Below are 23,656 nucleotides of genomic sequence, written 5' to 3'. Positions count from 1 at the left end.
GGCCATGGTTGAAGTACTCAAGCGAGTCGAGACAGGTATCGAAGGGCTGGATGCTTTACTGCGTGGCGGCCTGGTCGCTGGCGCGTCCTACGTCGTTCAAGGCCCGCCCGGGGCCGGCAAGACCATTCTCGCCAACCAGTTGGCGTTTGGCCACGTGCGCAATGGCGGGCGGGTGCTGGTGGCCACTTTGCTTAGCGAATCCCATGAGCGGTTGTTCCAGTGCCTGTCGACGCTGGAGTTCTTCGACCCGGCGCTGGTAGGCGATCAGATCCAGTTTGTCAGCGCGTTCGACACCCTCGAACAGGAGGGCCTGGATGCCGTGGTGCGGCTGATGCGTCAGGAAATTGGCCGGCAGCAGGCCAGCCTGCTGATCGTCGATGGCCTGCTCAATGCCCGCATACGTGCCGGAACCACGCTCGATACCAAAAAATTCATCTCCGAGCTGCAAGGGCATGCCGCCTTCGCGGGCTGCACTGTGCTGCTGCTGACCAGTTCGCGTCTGCAGGAGGGCAGCCCAGAGCACACCATGGTCGATGGCGTCATCGACTTGGGCGAGACGTTGGTTGGCAGCCGTGCCGTGCGTACTATTCAGCTGCGCAAGACCCGCGGCAGCGCTGCGTTGTCTGGCTTGCACGAGTGCCAGATCGATAGCGCCGGGCTGACGGTGTTCCCGCGTCTGGAGGCGCTCTACAGTCATCCCAGCCAATCTGGCTCGGAGACAATGGAATCTATCAGCACCGGCTCGCAAGCGCTGGACGACATGCTTGGCGGTGGCGTCAGTATCGGCTCGACCACATTGGTAATGGGGCCTTCGGGGATCGGCAAAACCTCTCTGGGCCTGGCATTCGTAGCGGCTGCGTCACCTGTGCAGCCGGCGGTGCATTTTGGCTTCTACGAATCGCCTACCCGATTGCGCCAGAAGGCCAGTGCCTTTGGTTACGACTTCGCTGAGCTGGAGCGCTCAGGGGCTTTGCTGTTGAGCTGGCAGCCAACCACCGAGGGCCTGCTCGATCAGGTCGGTGCGCGCTTGCTGAAACAGGTTGATAGCCTCGGTGCCAAGCGCGTGGTGATCGACAGCCTCGGTGCATTCAGCCGGCTGGCATTCGATCCGGCACGCATCAATGGCTTCTTCCGCGCCCTGATCGGCGAGCTGCGTGCCCGCGATGTGACGATGTTGATGACCTGGGAAATGCGTGATCTGTTTGGTGCCGAAGTCAGTGCGCCGTCACCCGACCTGTCGAGCATCGTCGATAACCTGATCCTGACCCGATTCGTCGAACTCGATAGCCGGCTGCGGCGCATGCTGTCACTGCTCAAGGTGCGCGACAGTGACTACGACCCTGCGCTCCATGAGCTGTGCATGGGACCGAATGGGGTGGTTGTGCGCAAGGCTTTCGAAGGTGCCAGCGCAGTGCTTAGCGGCACGCCTACTCAGTCGGAGGGCGGCTGACAGTCCAGCGATGAAGACCATTTTGATCGTCGATGACGAATACCTGATTGCCGAGATCCTGGGTTATGCCCTGGAGGACGAGGGTTTTCTGGTGGAAAAGGCCAACAATGGCGAAAAGGCGTTGGATCTGCTACGCCAGAAGCCTATTGATCTGGTGATTACCGATTACATGATGCCGAAGATGAATGGCCAGGAATTGGCCAAGGCGATTCGAGAGGATCCTGCGCTGGCACATTTACCGCTGATCTTGATGAGCGGCGCGCAAGCCGCGCAAGCAGATTGCAATTTGTTCGGTGCAGTATTTCAGAAACCATTTCATGCCAATGAAATGGTAGCCAAAGTGCGGGAGCTGCTGGGCGGCTGAGGGCCTGGCAAGATCCCGCATCGGCGGGCCGATCGGTCAAGCGCATCCGTGCGGCTTCAAGCGATGCAGGTTTCAGTGTTGCTCGTCGTGGGGCTTTTCCGGTGCGGGGCTGCCTGCCTGAATGCGTTTGAAAATCTCCTCGCGATGAACCTGAACATCTTTTGGCGCATCGATGCCGATCCTCACTTGCATCCCTTTGACGCCCAGAATGGTCACTTTGATATTATCGTCGATGACGATGCTTTCGCCGACCTTGCGGGTGAGTATCAGCATGTAGTTCTCCTTGGGTAATAACGAAAACCGTGCGGTCAGTTACCGCTGCGGCGGGAGCGTGTCCCTCTTCCTTCTCATTAAAGACGCTTTCGGAGGATAGTAATTCCCCCGTAAATAAAATCTGTTTCATGTCTCTAGCTGCAGGTGCCGGTTTTGCGGGTTGAAGTGCCCCGGCGGAGGTGCTCGGGGGCAAGAATAGGGGGCTTACGCGCAGATTGGAAATTTCTCTGCTTGATAGTGCATATAGACCCGCTCAATCGGACTCCTGCAGCGCCCGCAAAAAGTGCATCAAGGTCACTTCTTCGGGCTCAAGCCCCTGGCGAATGCGGGCTCGCGGCAGAGCACCGAGGCGCCCCAGCTGGAAGTGCTCAAGCACTGCCGGGTGGATGTAGCAGCGCCGGCACACTGCCGGCGTGTTGCCCAAGCGTGCGGCAACCTGACGCACAATCGCCGTGACCTGGCGCTTGGCTTCGGTTTCCGGCTCCCAGGCCAATGGCCGTAACAGATGCAGGGCCAGGCTGCTGCCGGCCCAGGTGCGGTAGTCCTTGGCGGTAAAGTCAGCGCCGGTCAGCTGTTGCAGAAACAGGTTGATATCGCTCGAGCCGATGCTGTGCCGCTCGCCGTTGTCATCCAGATACTGGAATAACGTCTGCCCGGGCAGTTCCATGCAGCGTTTGACCAAGCCGGCCAGCCGCCGGTCGCGCAAGGTAACGTTGTGCTCCACGCCGCGCTTGCCCCTGAACTGGAAGCGAATGGTACTGCCCTTGACCTCGACATGATCGGAGTTGAGGGTGGTCAATCCATAGGAGTTGTTGTCGCGCATGTACTGGCGATTGCCGACGCGGATCAGGGTCGAGTCGAGCAGGCTGACCACCAGCGCCATGACCTTTTCCCGGCCCAGCCCTGGGCGGCGCAGGTGGGCGTCGAGCTGCTTGCGCAATTTGGGCAGCACCTGAGCAAAGGCCAGCATGCGTCCGTATTTATGCTGATCGCGCACTTCGCGCCATTGCGCGTGATAGCGATATTGTTTGCGTCCGCGAGCGTCGCGGCCGGTGGCTTGCAGATGGCCCTGCGGGTCGGCGCAGATCCACACGTCGGTGTAGGCCGGTGGGATGACCAGCGCCGCGATGCGCGCAAGCGTCGCCTCATCGCGCACCCGTTCACCGTCCGCGTCCAGGTAGATAAAGCGATCACGCCATCGGCGTCGGCTCAGGCCAGGCTGGCTGTCGTCGACATAGTGCAGGGAACGGGGCAGCGGGCAATCGAGCATGGGGCGGCATCCAGCGACCAGGTGTCTGCTCAATGGACAACGCCGTTGGCGTGGATGCTCAGAGTAAAACAGCGACCGATTTGATTTGCGCCCATAGCGCCTGGCCCGGGTGCACGCCGAGCTGGTCGGCGGAGTAACGGGTGATGCGCGCCAACAGCGTGGTGCCGGCCGCATCCAGACTGACCAGCAGATGGGCCGGGTTATCGGCGGCGCGCAGCTCACGCACGCGCACGGGCAAGCGGTTGAGAATGCTCGACTGGCTGTCTGCCGCCAAGGCCAGGCTGACATCGCGGGCCTGGATCTTCAGCCGGTGCGTGCTGCCAACTTGCAGCGAAGGATGGGCGATACGCAGCGGTTGGGCATCATTGCCGGGCAAGCGCAGGTCGAACAATTGATAGTGCGGATCATGGCCGACCACCAGCCCTTCCAGCACCACCCCGGCATCGTCGCCCTGAGCCAACGGCAGGTCCAGCCGCGCCAGTGTCTCGCTGATGGGGCCGCTTGCAAGCACCTTGCCCTGCTCCAGCAACACCAGGTAGTCGGCTAGTCGCGCCACTTCATCCTGGGCATGGCTGACGTAGACCAGTGGAATCTGCAGCTCTTCATGCAGGTGCTCCAGATACGGCAGAATCTCGCGTTTGCGTGGTCCATCCAGCGCTGCCAGGGGCTCGTCCAGCAGCAGCAAGCGCGGGCTGCTGAGCAGGGCGCGAGCGATGCCGACCCGCTGCGCTTCGCCGCCAGACAAGGTGGCTGGACGGCGCTCAAGCAAATGACCGATGCCCAGTAGCGCACACGCCTGTTCAAGGCTGACCTTGCGCTGTGCCGCCGGCACCCGGCGCCAGCCGAACTCCAGGTTGGCGCGCACTGACAGGTGGGGAAACAGGCTGGCTTCCTGGAATACATAGCCGATCGGGCGCCGATGTGGCGGGAGGAAAAACCCGCTGGCACTGTCTTGCCACACTTCACCGTTGACCTCGATGTAGGCGCTCGCCGCACGCTCCAGACCCGCCAGGCAACGCAGGCACGATGTCTTGCCCGACCCGGAATGGCCGAACAAGGCGCTGATCCCTGAACCTGGCAGTTGCAGGTCGACATCCAGGGTGAAATCGTCGCGCGCCAGGGTCAGCCGCGCCAGTATTGAAGCACTCATCTCAACTCCAGCCGGGCTTGCCACGGCGCCCCGCGTACAGCAGGAGCAACACCAGGAACGAGAACACCAGCATGGCTGCGGCCAGCCAGTGTGCTTGTGCGTAGGCCATCGACTCGACATGGTCAAAGATCTGCACCGACACCACGCGGGTCTTGTCAGGGATATTGCCGCCGATCATCAACACCACACCGAACTCGCCAACGGTGTGGGCAAAGCCAAGGATGCTGGCGGTGACGAACCCCGGCCGAGCCAGCGGCAGCACGACATGAATGAAAGTGTCCCAAGGGCTTGCACGCAGCGTGGCAGCGACTTCCAAAGGCCTTGATCCAATCGCGCTGAAGGCGTTTTGCAGGGGTTGCACCACAAACGGCATGGAGTACACCACCGAACCAATTACCAGGCCGGTGAAGCTGAATACCACGCTGCCCAGGCCCAGTGCCTGAGTGGCTTGGCCCAGCCAGCCGTGCGGGCCGAGGGCGATCAGCAGGTAAAAGCCGATCACCGTCGGCGGCAGCACCAATGGCAGAGCGACCACCGCGCCGACCGGGCCGCGCAACCACGAGCGGGTCCGCGCCAGCCACCAGGCAATCGGTGTGCCTATGACGAGCAGAATCAGAGTAGTCAGGCTGGCCAGTTTGAAGGTCAGCCAGATCGCTCCGAAGTCTGCAGCATCAAGCGGCATCAGATCTCATAACCATAGGATTTGATCACGGCTGTGGCCTTGGGGCCTTTGAGGTAGTCGATAAACGCCTTGGCAGCGGGGTTGTCCTTGCCCTTGTTGAGGATTACCGCATCCTGGCGGATCGGGTCATGCAGGCTGGACGGGACGATCCAGGCCGAGCCGTTTTCGACTTTGCCATCTTTGTAGATCTGCGACAGGGCGACAAAGCCCAGCTCAGCGTTGCCGGTGGAAACGAACTGGAACGCCTGGGTGATGTTCTGGCCTTCGACGAGCTTGCCTTTGGTGGCTTCAGTCAGGTTCAGCTTAGCCAGCACCTGAGTCGCTGCCAGGCCGTAGGGAGCGGTCTTGGGGTTGGCGATTGACAGGTGCTTGTAGTCATTTGTTTTCAGCACTTCGCCTTGCGCGTCGACGTAGCCTGGCTTGGCAGACCAGAGTGCCAAGGTGCCGATGGCGTAGGTGAAGCGCGAGCCTTCAACGGTCTGCTTTTCTTGCTCAAGCTTGGCCGGAGTGCTGTCATCGGCCGCCAGGAATACTTCGAAAGGTGCGCCGTTGTTGATCTGCGCATAGAACTGGCCCGTCGCGCCGAAGGAGGCCACAAGCTTGTGCCCGGTGTCCTTCTCGAAGTCTTTGGCAATCGCCTGGATCGGCGCGGTGAAATTGGCTGCGACGGCAACTTGAACTTCATCGGCCCAGGCATTGGTGCAGGCGAGCAGGGTGGCCGCCGTTGCAGCCAGGTAGGGCAAACGCATACGCATGAGGCAACTCTCCGAGAGCAGGTTGTCGTTATATACGGGACTATATAGCGAGAGTCGACTCTACGGGAAGGGCCATAATCGCGGGATCGAATCAGCGCCCTAATTGCTCCAGCGCGCGCTCGGCAATGTCTCTGGTCAGCTCTGTCGCAGGCAGGTGTCGGCCAAGGCGCAAAGCCTGGCCGGCCCACAGATTGCTGAAGTCACTGCTGCCCGCGCTATCGCTGATCGCCCGCAGCGGCATCAACGCGCCGCCTGCCAGGGGGAAGGCGGGGGCCAGATCGCTCATCGGGCCAAGGTCGCGCATGATGCGGTTGTTGATGCCACGCGCGGGCCGCCCGGTGAACAGGTTGGTCAGCGCTGTGTCACTGGCGGGGGCGGTATCCAGCGCCTGGCGGTGGGCTGCAGATACCTTCGCCTCCGGGCAGAACAGGTAGGCAGTGCCGATCTGCACCGCCGAGGCGCCAAGAGCCAGTGCGGCCACCAGGCCGCGGTGATCGGCAATGCCACCGGCGCCGATCACCGGCAGTCGCACTGCGTCGACAATTTGCGGGATCAAGGCGAAGGTGCCGATCTGGCTGGTGATGTCATCGCTGAGGAACATGCCGCGATGGCCGCCGGCTTCATAGCCCATGGCGATGATCGCATCGCAACCGTGCTGTTCCAGCCAGAGCGCCTCCTGCACCGTGGTCGCACTCGACAGCACTTTGGCGCCGGTGGCCTTGACCCGCTGCAGCAGGCTGGCAGTGGGCAGGCCGAAGTGAAAGCTGACCACCTGCGGGCGCAGTTCTTCAACCAGTTGGCAGCTGTGCTCATCGAATGGCGCACGGTTGGATACCGGCGTCGGCGCGGCGAAATCAGCGCCCAGCTCCTGATAATACGGCTGCAGGACCTGCTTCCAGCGCAGTGCGCGGGCTGCATCAGCGGGCGGCGGTTGATGGCAGAAGAAGTTCAGGTTCAAAGGCCCTGCGCAGGCGGCGCGGAACGCTGCCACTTCACTGCGCACCTGATCCAGGCTGAGCATGGCGCAGGGCAGAGCGGCCAGGCCACCAGCCGTGCCCACAGCGATGGCCATGGGTGAGCCGGTGGCTCCGGCCATCGGTGCTTGCAGGATCGGCACATCGATGCCGAGCAGATCCAGGATACGGCGGTCTGGCCAGTTGCTCATGTGCACTCCTGTCAACTCTGTTTCAACTCGGCGCCCAGCCAGGGCCAGGTTTACAGGGCCTTGCTGACTTTGATGTCGCTGATCTTGGCGACGTCATCGCCATGGATCTGTTGCAGCGCCAGGCGCGCCTGCTCTTCGGAGTTGTCCGGCATCACGGCGAAGTCGAAGCGTTGCTCGCCATCGAGCTTGTATTTGATCACGTACTTGATGTTCTGGGTCATGGCGGGCTTATCTCAGTTGCGACGACGAGCGACGCACGATTTTGATCTTGTGCGTGAAGGTTGGCTTGCGCGTGACCGAGATCGGCCGGGGCGTGGTCGTGTCGAGGGTGATGTTCCAAAAACCGGTGCTCGGCACGACGATCTTCGCCGGGAACTGGTCGAACGCGCCGCCATGGTAGGTGTGACGCCCGCCATTCTTGAAACTGCGGAAATTGGCGTCGTTCATCAGGCGAATGTTGCAGCGCTGGGAGCACTCGATCACGACAATGTCGTCCTCGTTGAGGTGCTCGCGCTGGTGTACGAATTTCATGTGATGCTCCGCAAAGTTTATTCGTGCAAATGCGCAAGATATCACGATGTAGCGGTACACTCCCGCCCCTGATGGCCGGGGTAGGGATAAATCCGCCAAAGCAGGGAGCAAACCCGCCCGGTTGTTGTCATACACATTCTTTAAAGCAGGCAGAGGTATTCCAATGAAGTGGGCGGTGGCGGCGATGACCTTGACTCTGGGCGGCTGTGTAAGTGTCGCTGAGCTGGAGCAATCGCGAGAAACCATGGATGTGATGTCTGGCAAGGCGCCTCAGGTGTACGCCGACTGTATCAAGGCCGAGTTGGCGAGTAGCCGCGACGCACTGGTGCAGGAAAAGCGCGGCGACGGCCTGCGTTTGATCGTGCCGCAGAAGCTGACCGCGGGTGCGGGTCCTGCTGCGTTGATTGACATCGACAAGCGTGGTAGCGGCAGCAGCATCAAGCTGCGCGAGCGGCTGAACAACTTCCCGCTGCGCTTGGGTGATGTGCGCGCAGCCACGACCAAATGCATCTCCGGATCTTGATCCAGCTCAGCTAAACGGCCATTTAGCGGGCCAATTGTCATGTTCTTGTCCGGTAGGCGTTGTTGCCTGCCGGAGGATAAGCCTACTATTTTTGTGCTTATACCTTTTAAGCCTAAGCTTATAACAAGGAAATGGAGCGTCCCGTGATGAATCCGTTGAGTCGTTTTGCGATCAGCACTGCGCTGATCCTGGCCTGGCCCGCGGCGCATGCCGCCGAAGGCCAGAAAATCTTCACCCAGGGTGGGGCCAACCCCGCTGCGATGGCCTGCCTGGGCTGTCATGGTCCCGATGCCAAGGGCATCGCCGCTGCAGGGTTTCCGCGGCTGGCCGGCTTGTCGGCCGGGTATCTGAACAAGCAGCTGCAGGACTTTCGCAGTGGCAGCCGCAAACAGCCGGTAATGGAGCCGCTGGCCAAGGCCTTGAGCGCGCAGGAAGCCAAAGCTGTCAGCGAGTACCTGGCCAGCCTGCCGAGTGACCCGGCACCTGATCTGCGTCGCCAGCAGATTGCCACCGACCCGGTGTCGCGCTTGGCCCTGTACGGCGACTGGGACCGGCAAATCCCGGGTTGTGTGCAGTGCCACGGGCCAGGCGGCAGCGGTGTCGGTGAGCACTTCCCGCCACTGGCGGGGCAGCCTGCGGCGTACCTGGTGGCGCAGCTCAATGCCTGGCGCGACGGCAGCCGTAGCAATGACCCCAATCAGTTGATGGTCGGCGTGGCCAAGGCCATGACCGATGCCGAGATCACGGCAGTTGCCGAGTTCTTCGCCCATCCACTGGCCCAGGAGGTCAAGCCATGAAGCCGATCATTGCCACCCTGTTGTTGGCCATGGGTAGCGCCCAGGCTGCCACGCCGATTGCCATGGAAGATCAATCCCAGCTCAAGGTGCCCGGCACGCAGGCCACAGTGCAGTTCGCGCCGCCCGCTGAAACCCAGATCCCGGACAACGCCTTTGGCCAGATGGTCCGCGAGGGCCATGCCTTGTTTGTCGATACCCGCCGGCTGATGCCCGAGGCTGTGGGCAACGGCATGAACTGCAGCAACTGCCACCTTGATCAGGGCCGTATGGCGTTTTCTGCGCCGCTGTGGGGCGCTTATCCGATGTACCCGGCATATCGCAAGAAAAATGACAAGGTCAACACCTTCGCCGAACGCATCCAGGGCTGCTTCCAGTTCAGCATGAACGGCAAGCCGCCTGCGGCGGATAGCCCGCAGATGACCGCACTGAGCGTTTACTCATACTGGCTGTCGACCAATGCGCCGACCGCGGTCGAGACACCTGGCCGTGGTTATCCCGAAGTGCCTCAGCCCAAGGGTGGGTATGACTTCAAACGCGGCAAGCAGGTGTATCGCGAGCAATGTGCGATCTGCCACGGCGATCAAGGCGAAGGCCAGCAGGTGGCAGGTGAATACGTGATGCCACCGCTATGGGGCAAGGACTCCTACAACTGGGGCGCTGGCATGCACCGGATCAATACGGCGGCGTCGTTCATCAAGTACAACATGCCACTTGGCAAGCCCGGCAGCCTCAGTGATCAGCAGGCATGGGATGTCGCTGCATGGATCAATCGCCACGAACGGCCGCAGGACCCGCGCCTGGTGGAAGGCTCAGTTGAAAAAACCCGATTGAAGTTTCATGCCAATGATGGCGTCAACCTGTATGGGCAAAAGGTCGAAGGCATGCTGATCGGGCAGGGGATAACCCGGTAACGCTTGCGGTAGACACTTCTGATGCGCGTCTTTTTGCGTATGCACTGGCGTGAAAATGACGCGCTTCGAAGCGGGTTCAGGGTTACCAGAGCCCGCTGTCAGCGGGCCAAACCTGCCGGCAACAAGCTGAATATTTGCGATCCGTTGGAACTAACTACACTGGGGTATCTCTATCATGGCAGCGGTCGCTTCAGGCTGGGCATTGTAAGGTGCGCGCCGCCTGATTAGACTGCGCCGAATTTCGTACGCTAAGCCCTTGTTAAGGACGTATATGATCAAGAAATGCTTGTTCCCGGCAGCCGGCTATGGCACCCGCTTCCTGCCAGCTACCAAGGCCATGCCCAAGGAAATGCTGCCAGTGGTAAACAAGCCACTGATCCAGTATGGCGTCGAGGAGGCACTGGATGCCGGCCTGAGCGAGATCTCCATCGTGACCGGTCGTGGCAAGCGCGCGCTTGAAGACCACTTCGACATCAGCTATGAGCTGGAAAACCAGATCAAAGGCACCGACAAGGAAAAATACCTGGTCGGTATTCGCCGTCTGCTCGACGAGTGCTCGTTCTCGTACACCCGTCAGACCGAAATGAAAGGCCTGGGCCATGCCATCCTGACCGGCCAACCGCTGATCGGCGACGAGCCGTTTGCGGTCGTGCTGGCGGACGACCTGTGTGTCAACCTCGACGGCGATGGCGTGCTGCAGCAGATGGTCAAGCTGTACAACCAGTTCCGCTGCTCGATCGTTGCCATTCAGGAAGTCGATCCGCAGGAAACCAACAAGTACGGCGTTATCTCTGGCGAGATGATCCGCGACGACATCTACCGTGTTAACAGCATGGTCGAGAAACCAGCACCGGAAGATGCCCCGTCGAACCTGGCCATCATCGGCCGCTACATCCTGACCCCGGACATCTTCCAGAAGATCCGTGAAACCGAGCCAGGCAAAGGCGGCGAGATTCAGATCACCGACGCGCTGATGAAGCAGGCGCAGGAAGGCTGTGTGATCGCCTACAAGTTCAAGGGCAAGCGCTTTGACTGCGGTGGCGCCGAAGGTTACATCGAGGCGACCAACTTCTGCTTCGAGAACTTCTACAAGGCTGGCAAGGCTTACTAAGCCTGCAGGCTTGCAGCCCGTATGAAAAACAGCCACCCTCTTGGGTGGCTTTTTTGTGGAGTCTGGATTGTGACTTACGATTTTGATCTGTTCGTGATTGGTGCCGGTTCCGGCGGTGTGCGTGCCGCGCGATTCGCGGCGGGTTTTGGCGCCAGGGTCGCTGTGGCCGAGAGCCGCTACCTGGGCGGTACCTGTGTCAACGTGGGCTGCGTGCCGAAAAAGCTGATGGTGTATGCCGCCCACGTCGCTGACGAAATGGAGCAGGCTGCCGGCTTCGGCTGGACGCTGGAAGAGGGGAACTTCGACTGGGGCACGCTGATTGCCAACAAGAATCGCGAAATCGAGCGGCTCAATGGCATTTACCGCAACTTGCTGGTCAACAGTGGGGTGACCTTGCTTGAAGGCCATGCGCGACTGACGGGCGCCAATGAAGTCGAAATAGACGGTCAGCGCTACTCAGCCAAGCATATCCTCATCGCTACCGGCGGTTGGCCGCAGGTGCCGGACATCCCTGGCAAAGAGCTGGCGATCACATCCAACGAGGCGTTCTTCCTCAAGCAGCTGCCCAAGCGCATTCTGGTTGTCGGCGGCGGCTACATCGCGGTCGAGTTTGCCGGCATTTTCCAAGGGCTTGGCAGCGCCACCAGCCTGCTTTATCGCGGCGACTTGTTCCTGCGCGGCTTCGACGGCTCGGTGCGCACTCATCTCAAGGACGAATTGGACAAGCGCGGCGTTGACCTGCAGTTCAATAGCGACATTCAACGGATCGATCAGCAGGCAGATGGCAGCCTCAAGGCCACCCTCAAAGATGGCCGTGAGCTGCTCACCGACTGCGTGTTCTACGCGACAGGCCGCCGGCCGATGCTGGACAACCTTGGCCTGGAACACACGGGTGTGGAACTCGACGAGCGTGGCTTCGTGCATGTCGATGATCAGTACCAGACCACTGAGCCTTCTATTCTGGCAATTGGTGATGTCATCGGTCGAGTCCAGCTCACCCCTGTGGCGCTGGCTGAAGGCATGGCCGTTGCGCGGCGTCTGTTCAAACCGGAGCAGTACCGACCGGTGGATTACCGGAACATCCCCACCGCGGTGTTCAGTCAACCGCCGATTGGTACGGTTGGCCTGACCGAGGAACAGGCCATTGAGGCGGGTCACAAGGTGCAAATTTTCGAAAGCCGCTTCCGAGCAATGAAGCTGACCCTCACCGAGATTCAGGAGAAGACCCTGATGAAGTTGGTGGTGGACGCCGATACCGACAAGGTGCTGGGTTGTCACATGGTCGGGCCAGACGCGGGAGAGATCATTCAAGGCCTGGGTATTGCGCTCAAGGCAGGCGCGACCAAGGCGCAATTCGACGACACTATTGGCGTGCACCCTACAGCGGCCGAAGAGTTTGTAACCATGCGCACGGCAATGCGCTGATCCTGCTGGTGGGGTCAGGGGCCGACCTGCCATCTGGAGGGGTCAAGCCGGCACGCTCAGGTGGACCTCAGCGTGCAGTCCTGGAGCGGTTTCCGCGGCCTTGGCAGCCAGTCGGCGGCGGTCGACTTCGAGTTGCGGTTGCGCTGCCAGCCGAGCACAAAACGACGGTCAGTGCAGGTGCTAGCGCAGCTCGAAGATGCCAGCGGTGGTGGCGCAACTGACAACCTGCAACTTGCCGGCGAATCAAGTGCTACGGGCCTGGTGGTGCGTCTGATGCGCAGTGATGGTGGCTTGCTGCAGTTGGGCACCACTCGGCATAACTTGGCCAGAGTGCGACTTGGGGACGACTTTGTGCGGATAGGCCTGCGTGCGGCGTATGTGCAGATTGCGCAGAGCGTTCGGCCCGGAGTGGCTAGGGCGCGTGCCACTGTGCTGCTTTCCTATGGATGAAAAGATCTATCGGAATAAGCTGCTTATAGCCAAAACCAATCAGCAGCATGAGCTTTGCCAATGAGCCATCGCCGGTTCAGGTGGTTAGTATTCTCCCCGTCAACCACTTCTTAATCCCATGACGGAGCTTCTCTCATGCCTATCATCAACAGCCAGGTCAAACCGTTCAACGCTACTGCCTTCCACAACGGCGAATTCGTTCAGGTCAGCGAAGCCGACCTGAAAGGCAAGTGGGCTGTCGTGTTCTTCTACCCAGCTGACTTCACCTTCGTCTGCCCGACCGAACTGGGCGACCTGGCCGACAACTACGCCGAGTTCCAGAAGCTGGGCGTGGAAATCTACGGTGTGTCGACCGACACCCACTTCACCCACAAAGCCTGGCATGACACTTCGGAAACCATCGGCAAGATTAAATACCCGCTGATCGGTGACCCGACCCACGTCATCTCGCGCAACTTCGACGTGCTGATCGAAGAAGCTGGCATGGCTGATCGCGGTACCTTCGTGATCAACCCAGAAGGCCAGATCAAGATCGTCGAAATCAACGACGGTGGTGTAGGCCGCGACGCCAGCGAGCTGCTGCGCAAGGTCAAAGCTGCCCAGTACGTTGCCGCTCACCCAGGCGAAGTCTGCCCGGCCAAGTGGAAAGAAGGCGAAGCCACCCTGGCCCCTTCGCTGGACCTGGTTGGCAAGATCTAAGATCGTGCGCCAGTCGCGGGCGGTGAACAGCCGCCACAGCTGAAGTCATCACCGCCCCGCCAAACGCCCGGGCACTTTTGCCTGGGCGTTTTTGTTCACCCTGATTGCTCAAGGAATCGCCCGTATGTTGGACGCCACGCTTAAATCGCAACTGAAAACCTACCTGGAGCGGGTCACCCAGCCGATCGAGATCGTAGCCTCCCTCGACGACGGTGCGAAGTCCCGTGAAATGCACGACCTGCTGGTGGAAATTGCCGGCCTGTCGGACCTGATTACCTTGAACAAGGACGGCAGCGACACGCGCCGGCCCTCGTTCTCGCTGAACCGCCCAAGTGCTGATATCAGCCTGCGCTTTGCCGGCATCCCCATGGGCCACGAATTTACCTCACTGGTGCTGGCACTGCTGCAAGTCGGCGGCCATCCGTCCAAGGCCAGTGCCGAAGTGATCGAGCAGATCCAGGCGCTGCAAGGCGACTTCACTTTTGAAACCTACTTCTCGCTGTCGTGCCAGAACTGCCCGGACGTAGTCCAGGCGTTGAACCTGATGGCGGTGCTCAACCCGAATGTGAAACACGTGGCCATCGACGGTGCGTTGTTCCAGGACGAAGTTGAAGCACGCAAGGTCATGGCCGTGCCGAGCATCTACCTCAATGGCGAAGTGTTTGGCCAGGGCCGCATGGGCCTGGAAGAAATTCTTGGCAAGATCGACACCAGCTCCGGCACACGCCAGGCCGAGAAGATCAACGCCAAAGACGCTTTCGATGTGCTGGTGGTGGGCGGTGGCCCAGCCGGCGCCGCAGCTGCAATCTATGCTGCGCGCAAAGGCATCCGTACCGGCGTTGCCGCCGAGCGTTTCGGCGGCCAGGTGCTCGACACCATGGCGATCGAGAACTTCATCTCGGTGCAGGAAACCGAAGGGCCAAAACTGGCCTCGGCGCTGGAAGAGCACGTCAAACAGTACGACGTCGACATCATGAACCTGCAGCGCGGTGAGGCATTGATCCCGGCTGCTGCTGGCGGCCTGCACGAAGTGCGGCTGGCCAGCGGCGCTTCGCTGAAGGCCAAGACCGTGATCCTTGCCACCGGTGCACGCTGGCGCGAGATGAACGTGCCTGGCGAGCAGCAGTACCGCGCCCGCGGTGTTGCCTACTGCCCGCACTGCGATGGCCCGCTGTTCAAGGGCAAGCGCGTGGCGGTGATCGGTGGCGGCAACTCAGGGGTGGAAGCGGCCATCGACCTCGCCGGTATCGTCGCTCAGGTGACATTGATTGAGTTCGACAGCCAGCTGCGTGCAGATGCGGTGTTGCAGCGCAAACTGCACAGCCTGGCCAACGTCAAGGTGATCACCAGTGCGCTGACCACCGAAGTGTTGGGGGATGGCGAAAAGGTCAACGGCCTTCGTTACAAGGACCGCAACAGCGATGAGGTGCATGACATCGCGCTGGAAGGGATCTTTGTACAGATCGGCCTGCTGCCCAACACCGATTGGCTCAAAGGCACGGTCGAGCTGTCGCCGCGTGGCGAGATCATCGTCGACGCCAAGGGCCAGACCAACATCCCTGGTGTGTTCGCTGCCGGGGACGTCACCACCGTGCCGTACAAGCAGATCGTGATTGCGGTGGGCGAGGGTGCCAAGGCCTCGCTGTCCGCCTTCGATCACCTGATCCGCAGCTCGGCGCCGGCCTGACGTAGACGCCTGCTGCGCTGGCTGGGTTCAGCCTTCCAGCAGGGCCAGGCGTTCTTCCAGTGCTGCAATTCGTGCCTCCAGCGCGCTGATACGTTCTTCAGCGATGCTAGGGGCCGAATTGCGTTCAGCGCCGCCTTGCTGGCGCGCCGCAAGAATAGCCTCGATCTCTGCCGGATCACCCAGCGCGTGGGTATAGCGGTCTTCCCGCTGGCCAGCCTGACGCGGCAGGTGAACCGCTAGCTCACGTGAAATCAAGCGCTCGAGCTGATGCTGGATCTGTTGGTCATCCTCGAACTCATGCAAGCGGTTGCTGCGGGTCAACAACTCGTTGATCGTCTGCGGCCCGCGCAAAAACATCAAACCCATCAGCACCAGCTGCGCGGGCACCAGTTCCAGCGCCTTGTCTACGCGTTGCTCCCAGCGGTCAGCGCGGCTGCCCATCTGCAGTTTGGTAAAACCACGCCCTTCGAGCGCCCGCAGCGCCTGGCCGACCTGGCCTTGAGAGAGGTTCATCACCGGTTCGCGGCTGGTCTTCTGGTTACAGGCGACCACCAGCGCGTTGAGGGTCAGGGGGTAGGTCTCAGGGCTGGTGGCCTGCTTTTCGATCAGCGAGCCGAGGATGCGGATCTCGGTGCTGTTGAAGCGGCCTTCACTGGCGTTGTGTTGTTCTGACATGGCCCTGTCTCGTTGCGAGGAAAGGCCACTAGCCTAGGTAAAGCGGCGCCGTTAAGCAATTGCCAGCGGCGCCGCCTTATCACTCAGGCTGCGCGTCGCTCCTGGGCCTCACAGGCGGCGGCGGTGAAGATCACATCGGTCGAAGAATTCAGCGCCGTTTCAGCCGAGTCCTGCAGCACACCGATGATGAAACCGACGGCGACCACCTGCATGGCGATTTCACTGGGAATGCCGAACAGGCTGCAGGCCAGTGGGATCAGCAACAGAGAACCACCGGCTACGCCCGATGCGCCGCAGGCACACACCGCAGCCACTACGCTGAGGAGCACGGCAGTGGGCAGATCGATACTGATGCCCAAGGTATGCACGGCCGCCAGGGTCAGCACGGTGATGGTGATCGCCGCGCCGGCCATGTTGATGGTTGCGCCAAGCGGGATCGAGACCGAGTAAGTATCTTCATGCAGGCCGAGTTTTTCCGACAGTGCCAGGTTGACCGGGATGTTGGCGGCCGAGCTGCGGGTGAAGAACGCCGTGATGCCGCTCTCGCGCAGGCACATCAGCACCAGCGGGTAGGGGTTGCGGCGGATCTTCCAGAACACGATCAGCGGGTTCATCACCAGCGCGACAAACAGCATGCAGCCGATCAATACCGCCAGCAGGTGCAGGTAGCCAAGCAGGGCGCTCAGCCCCGACTGGGCCAGGGTCGCTGCGACCAGGCCGAAGATCCCCAGCGGCGCAAAACGAATGACCACGCGCACGATATAAGTCACCGCATTGGACAGGTCGTCGACTACAGTGCGGGTGGCCTCGCTGGCATGGCGCAGGGCGATCCCCAAGCCGATGGCCCAGGTCAGTACGCCGATGAAGTTGGCATTGAGCAGCGCCGCTACCGGATTATCGACAGCGCTGAGCAGCAGGTTCTGCAGCACTTCGGTGATACCGCCCGGAGCGCTCAGCGACGCCTCACTGGCGCTGAGCAGCAGGGTCGAGGGGAACAGCATGCTGGCGATCACGGCGACCACGGCTGCGCCAAAGGTGCCCAGCAGGTACAGCCACAGGATCGGCCGGATATGGGTTTGCTGGCCGTGCTTGTGGTTGGCGATCGAGGCCATCACCAACACGAACACCAGCACGGGCGCTACCGCTTTGAGCGCACTGACAAAAACCTTGCCGAGAAACGCCAGGTCCAGCGCCACGGCAGGCGCGAGCAAGGCCAGGGCGATGCCGGCGATCAGGCCGATGACGATCTGGGTAACCAGGCTGGTGCGGGTGAACAGGCGAAGAACAGGCAGCATGTGCAGCGAATCTCAGGGATTTGGACGGGCGCGACTGTACCATAGACCAGCGCTCCCGGCCGCTACCTACCAGTGGAACAACTCTTTGCGCGCACCCTCGGTAATCGCGACGATCCCCGGGTGTTTGACCTTGCGCTCTACCGAGATCGCATAGAACGACTCGTTGACCGCCTCGGTATGGCCGATCAGCACCACTGCATATTGGCGGCACACCTCATCGGCAATCACGCTGGGCGCAACGAAAATGCCGCTGCCGGACTGACCGAAGGCCTGCATCAAGGCACTGTCATCGAACTCACCGACGATCCGCGGCTGCACCTGCTGCTCGGACAGCCAGCGCAGTAAGCGGCTGCGTACCACTGTCTCCTGACCTGGGATCAGCAACGGCGCATCATTCAGACAGGCCGGAAATGCACCCGAGTATTCTGCCGCCAGAGCTGGGGTGGCAAAAAAGCTCAAGCCGCATTCGCCGAGTTTCTGGCTGTAGCCTTTGATATCCAGATGGCTGGGCATGGGGCTGTCGGAAATCACCAGGTCCAGACGCTGGATGGCCAGGTCGGCCAGCAGCCGCTCGAGCTTGTCCTCCCGGCAATTGATGCGCAGGGCGCCGTCCAGCTCCATGGTCGGCGCCAGCAAGCGATAAACGATGGACTTGGGGACCACATCGGCAACGCCGACGCGGAACAGGATCTGCTCCTGCGGCCCGGCGCGCAGCATGGTCTCGAGCTCGCTGCCGATCTGGAACATCTGTTCGGCGTAGACCAGCGTCTGCCTGCCGCTCTCGGTCAGCTCAAGCTGACGCCCGACGCGCTGGAACAATTCCAGACCATGGGTCTGCTCGAACAGGCTGATCTGCCCACTGATGGTTTGCGGCGTCAGATTCAGCTGCTCACTGGCGCGGGCAATACTGCCGGTGCGTGCGACTACCCAAAAATAATGCAGCTGCCGGTAATTGAGCATGGTTGTTTCCGGATTCGTAAAAAACGAAGTATAGCCGCTAAAAAAACGAATTTTCCGGATGTTTCCGCTTCATTAGAATGCCTTTCATCAGGCGCCACGTGCTGCCCGGACATGACAAGTGAGGATCCCATGCTACAACTGAAATCCATCGGTACCCCGTTGGTGCTTGCGCTGGCGCTGTTCAGCCTGGCCGGGTGCGATCAGGCTGAGAAATCTGCCCAGCAGGTGCTCGATCAGGCGGCGCAGTCTGCCAAGCAGGCCATCGACAAGACCAATGAGGCCGCTCAGCAAGCGTTGAATGACGTCATTGGCGGCGAGGGTGAGAAATCGGCCAAGCCCGCCGATGGCGAAGGCAAGACCCAGGACATCTGACCCACAACTGCGAACATAGCCCTAACATAGCCAGAAACAGGATTGATTCATGGAATATTTGCTGGAACTCGCCGCAAGCCCGACCGCCTGGGTAGCTTTGGCCACATTGGTGGCAATGGAAGTCGTGCTCGGTATCGACAACCTGATCTTCATCTCGATCCTGACCAACAAGCTGCCTGTCGAGTACCGCTCCAAGGCGCGCCGGATTGGTATCAGCATGGCGTTGATCATGCGCCTGGCGTTGCTCAGCACCGTGGCCTGGATCGTTCAGTTGACCGATCCGGTAATCGAGATCTTCGGCAATACCTTCTCCTGGAAGGACATGATCCTGATCGCCGGTGGCCTGTTCCTGCTGTGGAAGGCAACCAAAGAGATCCACGAGAGTGTCGATCCGCACGGTGCCAAGCATGAGGCCACGGTCTCGTCCACCGTGACCCTGGGCTTCGCCGCAGCTATCTTCCAGATTCTGCTGCTGGATATCGTGTTCTCGGTCGACAGCATCATCACCGCAGTTGGTATGACCGAGCACTTGCCGATCATGATCATCGCTGTGGTGGCAGCTGTTATCGTGATGATGGTGGCCGCCGATCCGCTTGCCAACTTCATCAACGACAACCCGACCGTCGTGATGCTGGCCTTGGGCTTCCTGATCATGATCGGCATGACCCTGATCGCCGAAGGTTTCGGTGCCCATGTGCCTAAAGGTTATGTATATGCAGCGATGGCGTTCTCGACTGCGATCGAGATGCTCAACATCTTTGCTCGCCGCGCTCGCCTCAAGCGTGAGGCTGCACAGGAGTAAGGTGCGCGGGGCGCTTGGCGCCCCATTCGCAATGGCAGTTTCATCAAGCGACCGCGTATGCTTTCAAGCTGCGCGGTTTTTTGTTTTGCGCTGACGCGATGTCAGTGCGCTGCAGCGGGCTGACGGGCGCGTTGCACGGGCAAGGGCTTGGCCTTGGCCTGAACCGGCAGTGGATGATGCGAATGCCTGCGGACAATGCGCAGAACGCCCCATAACATGGCAGCGGCCACACTCAGCCACATACCTACCAACAGCAGAATTCCCATAGTCAGGCTCATGTGTGCCTCCTTCTCTCGGGCTTGCCCCAGGCTTACCTTCCAGATACTTACTTAGTCTAGCGCTACCCTCATGACGTTCAATTGAGCTTAGGTCGAACCCTTGGTCCGATTTGTTACTAGCCTGCGTCGGGCTATTCCTGCGCGCGCGTCCGCCCTATGATCAGAGACCATCGCCGGATGCCAGACCGGCTTCAGACAAGTGAGTGTCCATGTTGCAAGCTTCCCGCAAGTCGTTGCTCAACCCTTCACAGCGCCTGCTCGCTGCATGCCTGCTGGCGGCCAATCTGGTTGGCTGCGCCGGCGCGCCTCCAGCGGATGTAAAAGGCTTGCCGCAGCGGGTCGAAATCAGCAGCGTGCCGTTCTTCCGCGGCAACGCCAATCACAGCGGCGCCATGGCGCTGGCGGTCATGCTCTCGCAGCAAGGCATTCGGATCACCCCGGGCTTGCTCGACAAGCCGCTGAAGCTGCCTGAAGCAGCCGAAGCGCTGGAAACATCGATCCCGCCTGTGGCGCGTGATTACGGCATGCTGGTGTATCCGCTGGACAAGCGTCTGGATGCATTGCTCGCCCAGGTGGCGGCGGGCAACCCGGTGCTGCTGCGTTATCAAGAGGGTTCGGCGTGGTGGAGTGAGCCGCGCTATGCGGTACTGGTCGGCTATGACAGCTACAAGCAGCGGGTGCTGCTGCGTGCAGGGATGCAGCGGCGGCAGATGATGTCGTTCGACGCTTTTGCCAAGGCGTGGGCGGAGCAGGGTAGTTGGGCAGTGTTGATACAGCCACCGCAGCAACTGCCTGCACAGGTTGATCGCCAGCGCTGGTTGCAAGGCGCCGATGAACTGGCCCGGGCAGGGCAGGAAATGGCGGCCAGACAAGCCGTCAGCAGCCTCGGCCAGCCCTGAACGCAAACGGCCGGCGCTGATGGCCGGCCGTCTTCATCCGCTATGGATCAGAAGCCCAGACGATCGCGCAGGCTGTAATACCACGCACCCATGGCGCTGAATGGTACCCGCAGCAGTTGGCCACCCGGGAACGGGTAGTGCGGCAGGCCGGCGAATGCGTCAAAGCGTTCGGCCTGGCCGCGCAGCGCTTCGGCCAGGACCTTGCCCGCCAGGTGGGTGTAGGTAACGCCGTGGCCGGAGCAGCCTTGCGAGTAGTAGATGTTGTCGCCTATCCGGCCGACCTGAGGCAGACGCGACAGCGTCAGCAGGAAGTTGCCGGTCCAGGCGTAGTCGATCTTGACGTCCTTGAGCTGCGGGAATGCCTTGAGCATCTTCGGCCGGATGATCGCTTCGATGTTGGCCGGGTCGCGTGCGCCGTAGACCACGCCGCCGCCGAAGATCAGGCGCTTGTCGCCGGTCAGGCGGTAGTAGTCGAGCAGGTAGTTGCAGTCCTCGACGCAGTAGTCCTGCGGCAGCAGGGTACGTGCCAACTCATCGCTGAGTGGCTCGGTGGTGATCACCTGAGTACCGCATGGCATCGACTTCGAGGCCAGCTCCGGCACCAGGTTACCCAGATAAGCGTTGCCGGCAACGATGATGTACTTGGCGCGGATCTTACCCTGCGGGGTGTGCACGACAGGGTTGGCGCCGCGCTCGATGCGTATGGCTGGGGTTTGTTCATAGATCACGCCGCCCAGCGACTCGACCGCAGCCGCTTCGCCCAAGGCCAGGTTGAGCGGGTGAATATGGCCGCCGCTCATGTCGAGCATGCCGCCTATATAGCTTTCGCACGCGACCACTTCACGGATGCGCTTCTGGTCCATCAGCTCCAGTTGGGTGTGGCCATAGCGTTCCCACAGGCGTTTTTGCGATTCCAGGTGGGCCATCTGCTTGGGCGTGATGGCCGCGAATACGCCGCCGTCCTTGAGGTCGCACTGGATGTTGTACTTGGCTACGCGCTCGCGGATGATACGCCCGCCTTCGAAGGCCATCGCGCCCAGCAATTTTGCTTCGCGCGGGCCAACAGTGCGTTCGATCACGTCGATGTCACGGCTGTAGCTGTTGACGATCTGGCCACCGTTGCGGCCGGATGCACCAAAGCCAACCTTGGCAGCTTCGACGACGGTAACCTTGAAGCCGTTCTCCAGCAGGAACAGTGCGCTGGACAGGCCGGTATAGCCCGCACCGATTACGCAGATGTCGGTTTCCACCTCACCCAGCAGCGCCGGACGTGGCGGCACCGGGTTGGCCGAGGCGGCGTAGTAGGACTGTGGGTAGGGGGTATTAGCCATGCTCGAGAGACCTCGTGTTTTATATTTTTAACGAATGTACCGATGCTATCAATAATAATAAACACCCGCTAGTCGTACGGTGAAAATCCTTTACGCAGCGGTGGCGCGTGACTATTAGTAAATATTTTTATGATTCAGTGGCTTAGCGTGGAAAAAACAGTTGACAGGGTTTTTGGATTCCGTAGAATGCGCCCCACGACAGGCACATAGCTCAGTTGGTTAGAGCACCACCTTGACATGGTGGGGGTCGTTGGTTCGAGTCCAATTGTGCCTACCAAATCGAAGAGGGGTGATCCGTAAGGGTCACCCTTTTTTCATTTGCGCTGCCGTTGGTTGCTGATACTGGTGGTCAACCAGAGTCTCAGGGGCGTGCGCCAGAGTTCGCCGCTCGGTGGCGCAAAGGTTTTGATTTTCTTCAAAAAAAAGCTTTACAGGGCTGCGCTTCACTCGTAATATGCGCCCCACGACAGGCACATAGCTCAGTTGGTTAGAGCACCACCTTGACATGGTGGGGGTCGTTGGTTCGAGTCCAATTGTGCCTACCAAACTTGAAGAGGGCGATCCGAAAGGGTCGCCCTTTTTGCATTTGCTTCGCGCCTGAAACACCCTGCGGCAGCCTGCCCATCGGCGCTAGCCAGCCATCATGGTAGAATCCGCGCCTTCGATTCTGGAGTTAGACGCGTGCGTAAACTTGCGGTGGTAACAGCAATGCTGGCCTTGGCGGGCTGCAACAATGAAGTGGATGGCGTGCACAAACAGGTGGCCGAACACCTGAGTAATCCCAAGACCGCCAAATTCGCCAACGTGCGCTTCGATACCGATGGCTCGATCTGCGGTCAATTCCGTGGCAAGGACGCTGACGGCAAATTCGAGGCTTACCGCAGCTACGTTGCAATCAAGCGGGATGGCCAGTACCAGATCATCGTCGACGAAACCGGCGACGACCTGCGCATCCGCGAGATCTGTGGTGGTGCCGAGCTGCAGCGTCGCGCCGAAGCCCTGGCCGATCAGCCGGCGCCAGAGGGCTGGGATGTCGAGGTGGTGCAGGGGCCGAACATGGGGGCTCTGAGCGACATGACTGCGCGCCTCATAGAGAAGGGTATTCCCTCTTCGGTCGAGTACCGTGATGGCAAGCCGGTGGTGCTGCTGGGTCCATTCGCGACCAAAGAAGAGGCGCAGGCGCGCAAGGCGGATGTGATGACGCGTCAAGGCACTGACTCTGTGGTGATCCAGCATGGCGCCCAGCGCTGATAAGTGACTGATGAGGCAGGCGGGGTGTGCCTGAACGCGATCGTTGGCTATGCTTGGCTAAGCGGGCGCTGAACAGGGAGGGGTCGCATGTCTACATTGGAACGGGCCATCGCTGTAGCCGCCAAAGCCCACGAGGGGCAGTACGACAAGGGTGGGGCGGCCTACATTCTTCATCCGCTGCGGGTGATGATGCGGGTGTCCACACCTGAGCAGCGTATTGTCGCTGTACTCCACGATGTACTCGAAGACACGTCCCTGACGGTATCAGACCTCGCTCTTGAGGGTTTCCCGCTGAAAATCCTCGCCGCCTTGCTCTCGCTGAGTCGACGTCCTGGCGAGAGCTATGAGGCGTTTGTGATTCGGGCAGGCGCTGACCCTCTGGCACGAGAGGTCAAGCTGGCTGATCTGGCCGATAACAGCGACCTTAGTCGCATCGCCTGCCCAGGTCCCGCTGACCTTGCCCGGCTCAGCCGCTATCAACATGCCAGTGCCTATCTGCAAACCTTGACTTGAACGCTGGCCTCGGTTGCGCTGTCTACTTTATCTGGCG

The 23,656-nt window shown here is 60.6% G+C and carries 28 protein-coding genes and 2 tRNA genes; 17 read left to right on the top strand and 13 right to left on the bottom strand.

All coding sequences use genetic code 11. The annotated features are described in order from the left end of the window. The first annotated feature begins 4 nt into the window (after positions 1-4). Positions 5-1,450: an ATPase domain-containing protein gene (locus K3F44_RS09570; protein ID WP_220633888.1), complete on the top strand. Its 1,446-nt coding sequence runs from the start codon at positions 5-7 to the stop codon at positions 1,448-1,450. Positions 1,451-1,460: 10 nt separating this feature from the next. Beyond that, on the top strand, positions 1,461-1,814 hold the full coding sequence (locus tag K3F44_RS09565) for a response regulator (RefSeq protein WP_220633887.1): 354 nt from the start codon (positions 1,461-1,463) through the stop codon (positions 1,812-1,814). Between the two features lie 72 nt (positions 1,815-1,886). On the opposite strand, the gene csrA is transcribed toward K3F44_RS09565, so the two are convergent. From csrA to K3F44_RS09525, 8 genes are all read right to left on the bottom strand, one after another. Further along, positions 1,887-2,087, bottom strand: a complete 201-nt coding sequence (csrA, locus tag K3F44_RS09560) for a carbon storage regulator CsrA (protein WP_101320695.1) — start codon at positions 2,085-2,087, stop codon at positions 1,887-1,889. A 253-nt stretch (positions 2,088-2,340) separates the two neighbouring features. After that, the gene (locus K3F44_RS09555) at positions 2,341-3,357 is read right to left on the bottom strand and encodes a DNA topoisomerase IB (protein WP_150568833.1); all 1,017 of its coding nucleotides are present in this window, start codon (positions 3,355-3,357) and stop codon (positions 2,341-2,343) included. A 58-nt stretch (positions 3,358-3,415) separates the two neighbouring features. After that, positions 3,416-4,507 carry a molybdenum ABC transporter ATP-binding protein gene (gene modC / locus K3F44_RS09550; protein WP_101320691.1) on the bottom strand — a complete coding sequence of 364 codons (1,092 nt, stop codon included), beginning with the start codon at positions 4,505-4,507 and terminating at the stop codon, positions 3,416-3,418. A 1-nt stretch (position 4,508) separates the two neighbouring features. Then, the gene (gene modB, locus K3F44_RS09545) at positions 4,509-5,189 is read right to left on the bottom strand and encodes a molybdate ABC transporter permease subunit (RefSeq protein ID WP_101320689.1); all 681 of its coding nucleotides are present in this window, start codon (positions 5,187-5,189) and stop codon (positions 4,509-4,511) included. Beyond that, positions 5,189-5,944, bottom strand: a complete 756-nt coding sequence (gene modA, locus K3F44_RS09540) for a molybdate ABC transporter substrate-binding protein (RefSeq protein ID WP_220633886.1) — start codon at positions 5,942-5,944, stop codon at positions 5,189-5,191. The genes modB and modA overlap by 1 nt, the downstream gene beginning before the upstream one ends. 91 nt (positions 5,945-6,035) lie before the next feature. Next, positions 6,036-7,109 (bottom strand): nitronate monooxygenase family protein, encoded by a 1,074-nt coding sequence (locus K3F44_RS09535; protein ID WP_220633885.1) that lies wholly within the window; start codon positions 7,107-7,109, stop codon positions 6,036-6,038. Positions 7,110-7,159: 50 nt separating this feature from the next. Further along, a complete protein-coding gene (locus tag K3F44_RS09530; protein ID WP_178080774.1) occupies positions 7,160-7,330 on the bottom strand; it encodes a hypothetical protein in 171 nt (56 codons plus the stop codon). 7 nt (positions 7,331-7,337) lie between these two features. Next, a complete protein-coding gene (locus K3F44_RS09525) occupies positions 7,338-7,640 on the bottom strand; it encodes a DUF1883 domain-containing protein (protein WP_101320683.1) in 303 nt (100 codons plus the stop codon). 163 nt (positions 7,641-7,803) lie between these two features. On the opposite strand from K3F44_RS09525, the gene K3F44_RS09520 reads away from it, so the two are divergent. The 8 genes from K3F44_RS09520 to ahpF all read left to right on the top strand — a co-directional run bounded on the left by K3F44_RS09520 (position 7,804) and on the right by ahpF (position 15,243). Further along, positions 7,804-8,163, top strand: a complete 360-nt coding sequence (locus K3F44_RS09520; RefSeq protein WP_101320681.1) for a hypothetical protein — start codon at positions 7,804-7,806, stop codon at positions 8,161-8,163. Between the two features lie 146 nt (positions 8,164-8,309). Continuing rightward, positions 8,310-8,960, top strand: a complete 651-nt coding sequence (locus K3F44_RS09515; protein WP_101320679.1) for a cytochrome c — start codon at positions 8,310-8,312, stop codon at positions 8,958-8,960. Further along, the gene (locus tag K3F44_RS09510) at positions 8,957-9,871 is read left to right on the top strand and encodes a c-type cytochrome (RefSeq protein WP_150571748.1); all 915 of its coding nucleotides are present in this window, start codon (positions 8,957-8,959) and stop codon (positions 9,869-9,871) included. The genes K3F44_RS09515 and K3F44_RS09510 overlap by 4 nt, the downstream gene beginning before the upstream one ends. A gap of 271 nt (positions 9,872-10,142) precedes the next feature. After that, the gene (galU, locus tag K3F44_RS09505; protein ID WP_101320675.1) at positions 10,143-10,982 is read left to right on the top strand and encodes a UTP--glucose-1-phosphate uridylyltransferase GalU; all 840 of its coding nucleotides are present in this window, start codon (positions 10,143-10,145) and stop codon (positions 10,980-10,982) included. 69 nt (positions 10,983-11,051) lie between these two features. After that, complete coding sequence (gene gorA / locus K3F44_RS09500; RefSeq protein WP_220633884.1) at positions 11,052-12,407, top strand: glutathione-disulfide reductase; 1,356 nt, start codon at positions 11,052-11,054, stop codon at positions 12,405-12,407. 33 nt (positions 12,408-12,440) lie between these two features. Beyond that, positions 12,441-12,857 carry a fimbrial protein gene (locus tag K3F44_RS09495; RefSeq protein WP_259407069.1) on the top strand — a complete coding sequence of 139 codons (417 nt, stop codon included), beginning with the start codon at positions 12,441-12,443 and terminating at the stop codon, positions 12,855-12,857. A gap of 135 nt (positions 12,858-12,992) precedes the next feature. Beyond that, positions 12,993-13,556, top strand: coding sequence for an alkyl hydroperoxide reductase subunit C (gene ahpC / locus K3F44_RS09490; protein WP_101320669.1), 564 nt, complete (start codon positions 12,993-12,995; stop codon positions 13,554-13,556). A gap of 124 nt (positions 13,557-13,680) precedes the next feature. Next, a complete protein-coding gene (gene ahpF / locus K3F44_RS09485; RefSeq protein WP_220633882.1) occupies positions 13,681-15,243 on the top strand; it encodes an alkyl hydroperoxide reductase subunit F in 1,563 nt (520 codons plus the stop codon). Positions 15,244-15,270: 27 nt separating this feature from the next. On the opposite strand, the gene K3F44_RS09480 is transcribed toward ahpF, so the two are convergent. The 3 genes from K3F44_RS09480 to nhaR all read right to left on the bottom strand — a co-directional run bounded on the left by K3F44_RS09480 (position 15,271) and on the right by nhaR (position 18,173). Next, a complete protein-coding gene (locus K3F44_RS09480; protein WP_220633881.1) occupies positions 15,271-15,918 on the bottom strand; it encodes a YceH family protein in 648 nt (215 codons plus the stop codon). Between the two features lie 83 nt (positions 15,919-16,001). Next, complete coding sequence (gene sstT / locus K3F44_RS09475) at positions 16,002-17,213, bottom strand: serine/threonine transporter SstT (protein WP_101320663.1); 1,212 nt, start codon at positions 17,211-17,213, stop codon at positions 16,002-16,004. Between the two features lie 66 nt (positions 17,214-17,279). Continuing rightward, positions 17,280-18,173, bottom strand: coding sequence for a transcriptional activator NhaR (gene nhaR / locus K3F44_RS09470; protein WP_101320661.1), 894 nt, complete (start codon positions 18,171-18,173; stop codon positions 17,280-17,282). A 129-nt stretch (positions 18,174-18,302) separates the two neighbouring features. Between nhaR and K3F44_RS09465 the strand changes: the two genes are divergently transcribed. Together K3F44_RS09465 and K3F44_RS09460 are read left to right on the top strand one after the other, a co-directional pair. Beyond that, positions 18,303-18,545: a hypothetical protein gene (locus K3F44_RS09465; RefSeq protein WP_150568843.1), complete on the top strand. Its 243-nt coding sequence runs from the start codon at positions 18,303-18,305 to the stop codon at positions 18,543-18,545. Positions 18,546-18,594: 49 nt separating this feature from the next. Continuing rightward, positions 18,595-19,347, top strand: coding sequence for a TerC family protein (locus K3F44_RS09460; protein WP_220633880.1), 753 nt, complete (start codon positions 18,595-18,597; stop codon positions 19,345-19,347). A gap of 101 nt (positions 19,348-19,448) precedes the next feature. Here the strand turns inward: K3F44_RS09460 and K3F44_RS09455 are convergent, their stop codons facing one another. Continuing rightward, positions 19,449-19,625: a hypothetical protein gene (locus tag K3F44_RS09455; protein ID WP_178080773.1), complete on the bottom strand. Its 177-nt coding sequence runs from the start codon at positions 19,623-19,625 to the stop codon at positions 19,449-19,451. Positions 19,626-19,834: 209 nt separating this feature from the next. Between K3F44_RS09455 and K3F44_RS09450 the strand changes: the two genes are divergently transcribed. After that, on the top strand, positions 19,835-20,524 hold the full coding sequence (locus K3F44_RS09450; protein ID WP_150568844.1) for a peptidase C39 family protein: 690 nt from the start codon (positions 19,835-19,837) through the stop codon (positions 20,522-20,524). A gap of 47 nt (positions 20,525-20,571) precedes the next feature. Here the strand turns inward: K3F44_RS09450 and K3F44_RS09445 are convergent, their stop codons facing one another. Continuing rightward, positions 20,572-21,855, bottom strand: coding sequence for an FAD-binding oxidoreductase (locus K3F44_RS09445; RefSeq protein ID WP_101320652.1), 1,284 nt, complete (start codon positions 21,853-21,855; stop codon positions 20,572-20,574). A 200-nt stretch (positions 21,856-22,055) separates the two neighbouring features. Here K3F44_RS09445 and K3F44_RS09440 point away from each other — a divergent pair. The 4 genes from K3F44_RS09440 to K3F44_RS09425 all read left to right on the top strand — a co-directional run bounded on the left by K3F44_RS09440 (position 22,056) and on the right by K3F44_RS09425 (position 23,619). Then, positions 22,056-22,132, top strand: a tRNA-Val gene (locus tag K3F44_RS09440). Positions 22,133-22,323: 191 nt separating this feature from the next. Next, positions 22,324-22,400 (top strand) — tRNA-Val (locus K3F44_RS09435). Between the two features lie 136 nt (positions 22,401-22,536). Continuing rightward, on the top strand, positions 22,537-23,106 hold the full coding sequence (locus K3F44_RS09430) for an SPOR domain-containing protein (RefSeq protein ID WP_220633879.1): 570 nt from the start codon (positions 22,537-22,539) through the stop codon (positions 23,104-23,106). A gap of 87 nt (positions 23,107-23,193) precedes the next feature. Next, positions 23,194-23,619 carry a GTP pyrophosphokinase gene (locus K3F44_RS09425; RefSeq protein ID WP_101320648.1) on the top strand — a complete coding sequence of 142 codons (426 nt, stop codon included), beginning with the start codon at positions 23,194-23,196 and terminating at the stop codon, positions 23,617-23,619. Positions 23,620-23,656: the final 37 nt, after the last annotated feature.

It is taken from the genome of Pseudomonas sp. S07E 245 (genome assembly GCF_019599025.1).
GTDB lineage: Bacteria > Pseudomonadota > Gammaproteobacteria > Pseudomonadales > Pseudomonadaceae > Aquipseudomonas > Aquipseudomonas shirazensis.
This window is presented reverse-complemented; position numbering and strand designations above follow the sequence as displayed.

Excerpts from the sequence above, each read along its gene's own strand:
- K3F44_RS09455 (WP_178080773.1), bottom strand. The coding sequence starts at position 19,625 with ATGAGCCTGACTATGGGAATTCTGCTGTTGGTAGGTATGTGGCTGAGT.
- sstT (WP_101320663.1), bottom strand. The coding sequence starts at position 17,213 with ATGCTGCCTGTTCTTCGCCTGTTCACCCGCACCAGCCTGGTTACCCAG.
- K3F44_RS09565 (WP_220633887.1), top strand. The coding sequence starts at position 1,461 with ATGAAGACCATTTTGATCGTCGATGACGAATACCTGATTGCCGAGATC.
- K3F44_RS09510 (WP_150571748.1), top strand. The coding sequence starts at position 8,957 with ATGAAGCCGATCATTGCCACCCTGTTGTTGGCCATGGGTAGCGCCCAG.
- modB (WP_101320689.1), bottom strand. The coding sequence starts at position 5,189 with ATGCCGCTTGATGCTGCAGACTTCGGAGCGATCTGGCTGACCTTCAAA.
- K3F44_RS09525 (WP_101320683.1), bottom strand. The coding sequence starts at position 7,640 with ATGAAATTCGTACACCAGCGCGAGCACCTCAACGAGGACGACATTGTC.
- K3F44_RS09480 (WP_220633881.1), bottom strand. The coding sequence starts at position 15,918 with ATGTCAGAACAACACAACGCCAGTGAAGGCCGCTTCAACAGCACCGAG.
- K3F44_RS09460 (WP_220633880.1), top strand. The coding sequence starts at position 18,595 with ATGGAATATTTGCTGGAACTCGCCGCAAGCCCGACCGCCTGGGTAGCT.
- modA (WP_220633886.1), bottom strand. The coding sequence starts at position 5,944 with ATGCGTATGCGTTTGCCCTACCTGGCTGCAACGGCGGCCACCCTGCTC.
- K3F44_RS09465 (WP_150568843.1), top strand. The coding sequence starts at position 18,303 with ATGCTACAACTGAAATCCATCGGTACCCCGTTGGTGCTTGCGCTGGCG.
- ahpC (WP_101320669.1), top strand. The coding sequence starts at position 12,993 with ATGCCTATCATCAACAGCCAGGTCAAACCGTTCAACGCTACTGCCTTC.
- ahpF (WP_220633882.1), top strand. The coding sequence starts at position 13,681 with ATGTTGGACGCCACGCTTAAATCGCAACTGAAAACCTACCTGGAGCGG.
- K3F44_RS09530 (WP_178080774.1), bottom strand. The coding sequence starts at position 7,330 with ATGACCCAGAACATCAAGTACGTGATCAAATACAAGCTCGATGGCGAG.
- K3F44_RS09555 (WP_150568833.1), bottom strand. The coding sequence starts at position 3,357 with ATGCTCGATTGCCCGCTGCCCCGTTCCCTGCACTATGTCGACGACAGC.
- K3F44_RS09450 (WP_150568844.1), top strand. The coding sequence starts at position 19,835 with ATGTTGCAAGCTTCCCGCAAGTCGTTGCTCAACCCTTCACAGCGCCTG.
- modC (WP_101320691.1), bottom strand. The coding sequence starts at position 4,507 with ATGAGTGCTTCAATACTGGCGCGGCTGACCCTGGCGCGCGACGATTTC.
- K3F44_RS09535 (WP_220633885.1), bottom strand. The coding sequence starts at position 7,109 with ATGAGCAACTGGCCAGACCGCCGTATCCTGGATCTGCTCGGCATCGAT.
- csrA (WP_101320695.1), bottom strand. The coding sequence starts at position 2,087 with ATGCTGATACTCACCCGCAAGGTCGGCGAAAGCATCGTCATCGACGAT.
- nhaR (WP_101320661.1), bottom strand. The coding sequence starts at position 18,173 with ATGCTCAATTACCGGCAGCTGCATTATTTTTGGGTAGTCGCACGCACC.
- K3F44_RS09515 (WP_101320679.1), top strand. The coding sequence starts at position 8,310 with ATGAATCCGTTGAGTCGTTTTGCGATCAGCACTGCGCTGATCCTGGCC.
- K3F44_RS09445 (WP_101320652.1), bottom strand. The coding sequence starts at position 21,855 with ATGGCTAATACCCCCTACCCACAGTCCTACTACGCCGCCTCGGCCAAC.
- K3F44_RS09425 (WP_101320648.1), top strand. The coding sequence starts at position 23,194 with ATGTCTACATTGGAACGGGCCATCGCTGTAGCCGCCAAAGCCCACGAG.
- K3F44_RS09570 (WP_220633888.1), top strand. The coding sequence starts at position 5 with ATGGTTGAAGTACTCAAGCGAGTCGAGACAGGTATCGAAGGGCTGGAT.
- galU (WP_101320675.1), top strand. The coding sequence starts at position 10,143 with ATGATCAAGAAATGCTTGTTCCCGGCAGCCGGCTATGGCACCCGCTTC.
- K3F44_RS09520 (WP_101320681.1), top strand. The coding sequence starts at position 7,804 with ATGAAGTGGGCGGTGGCGGCGATGACCTTGACTCTGGGCGGCTGTGTA.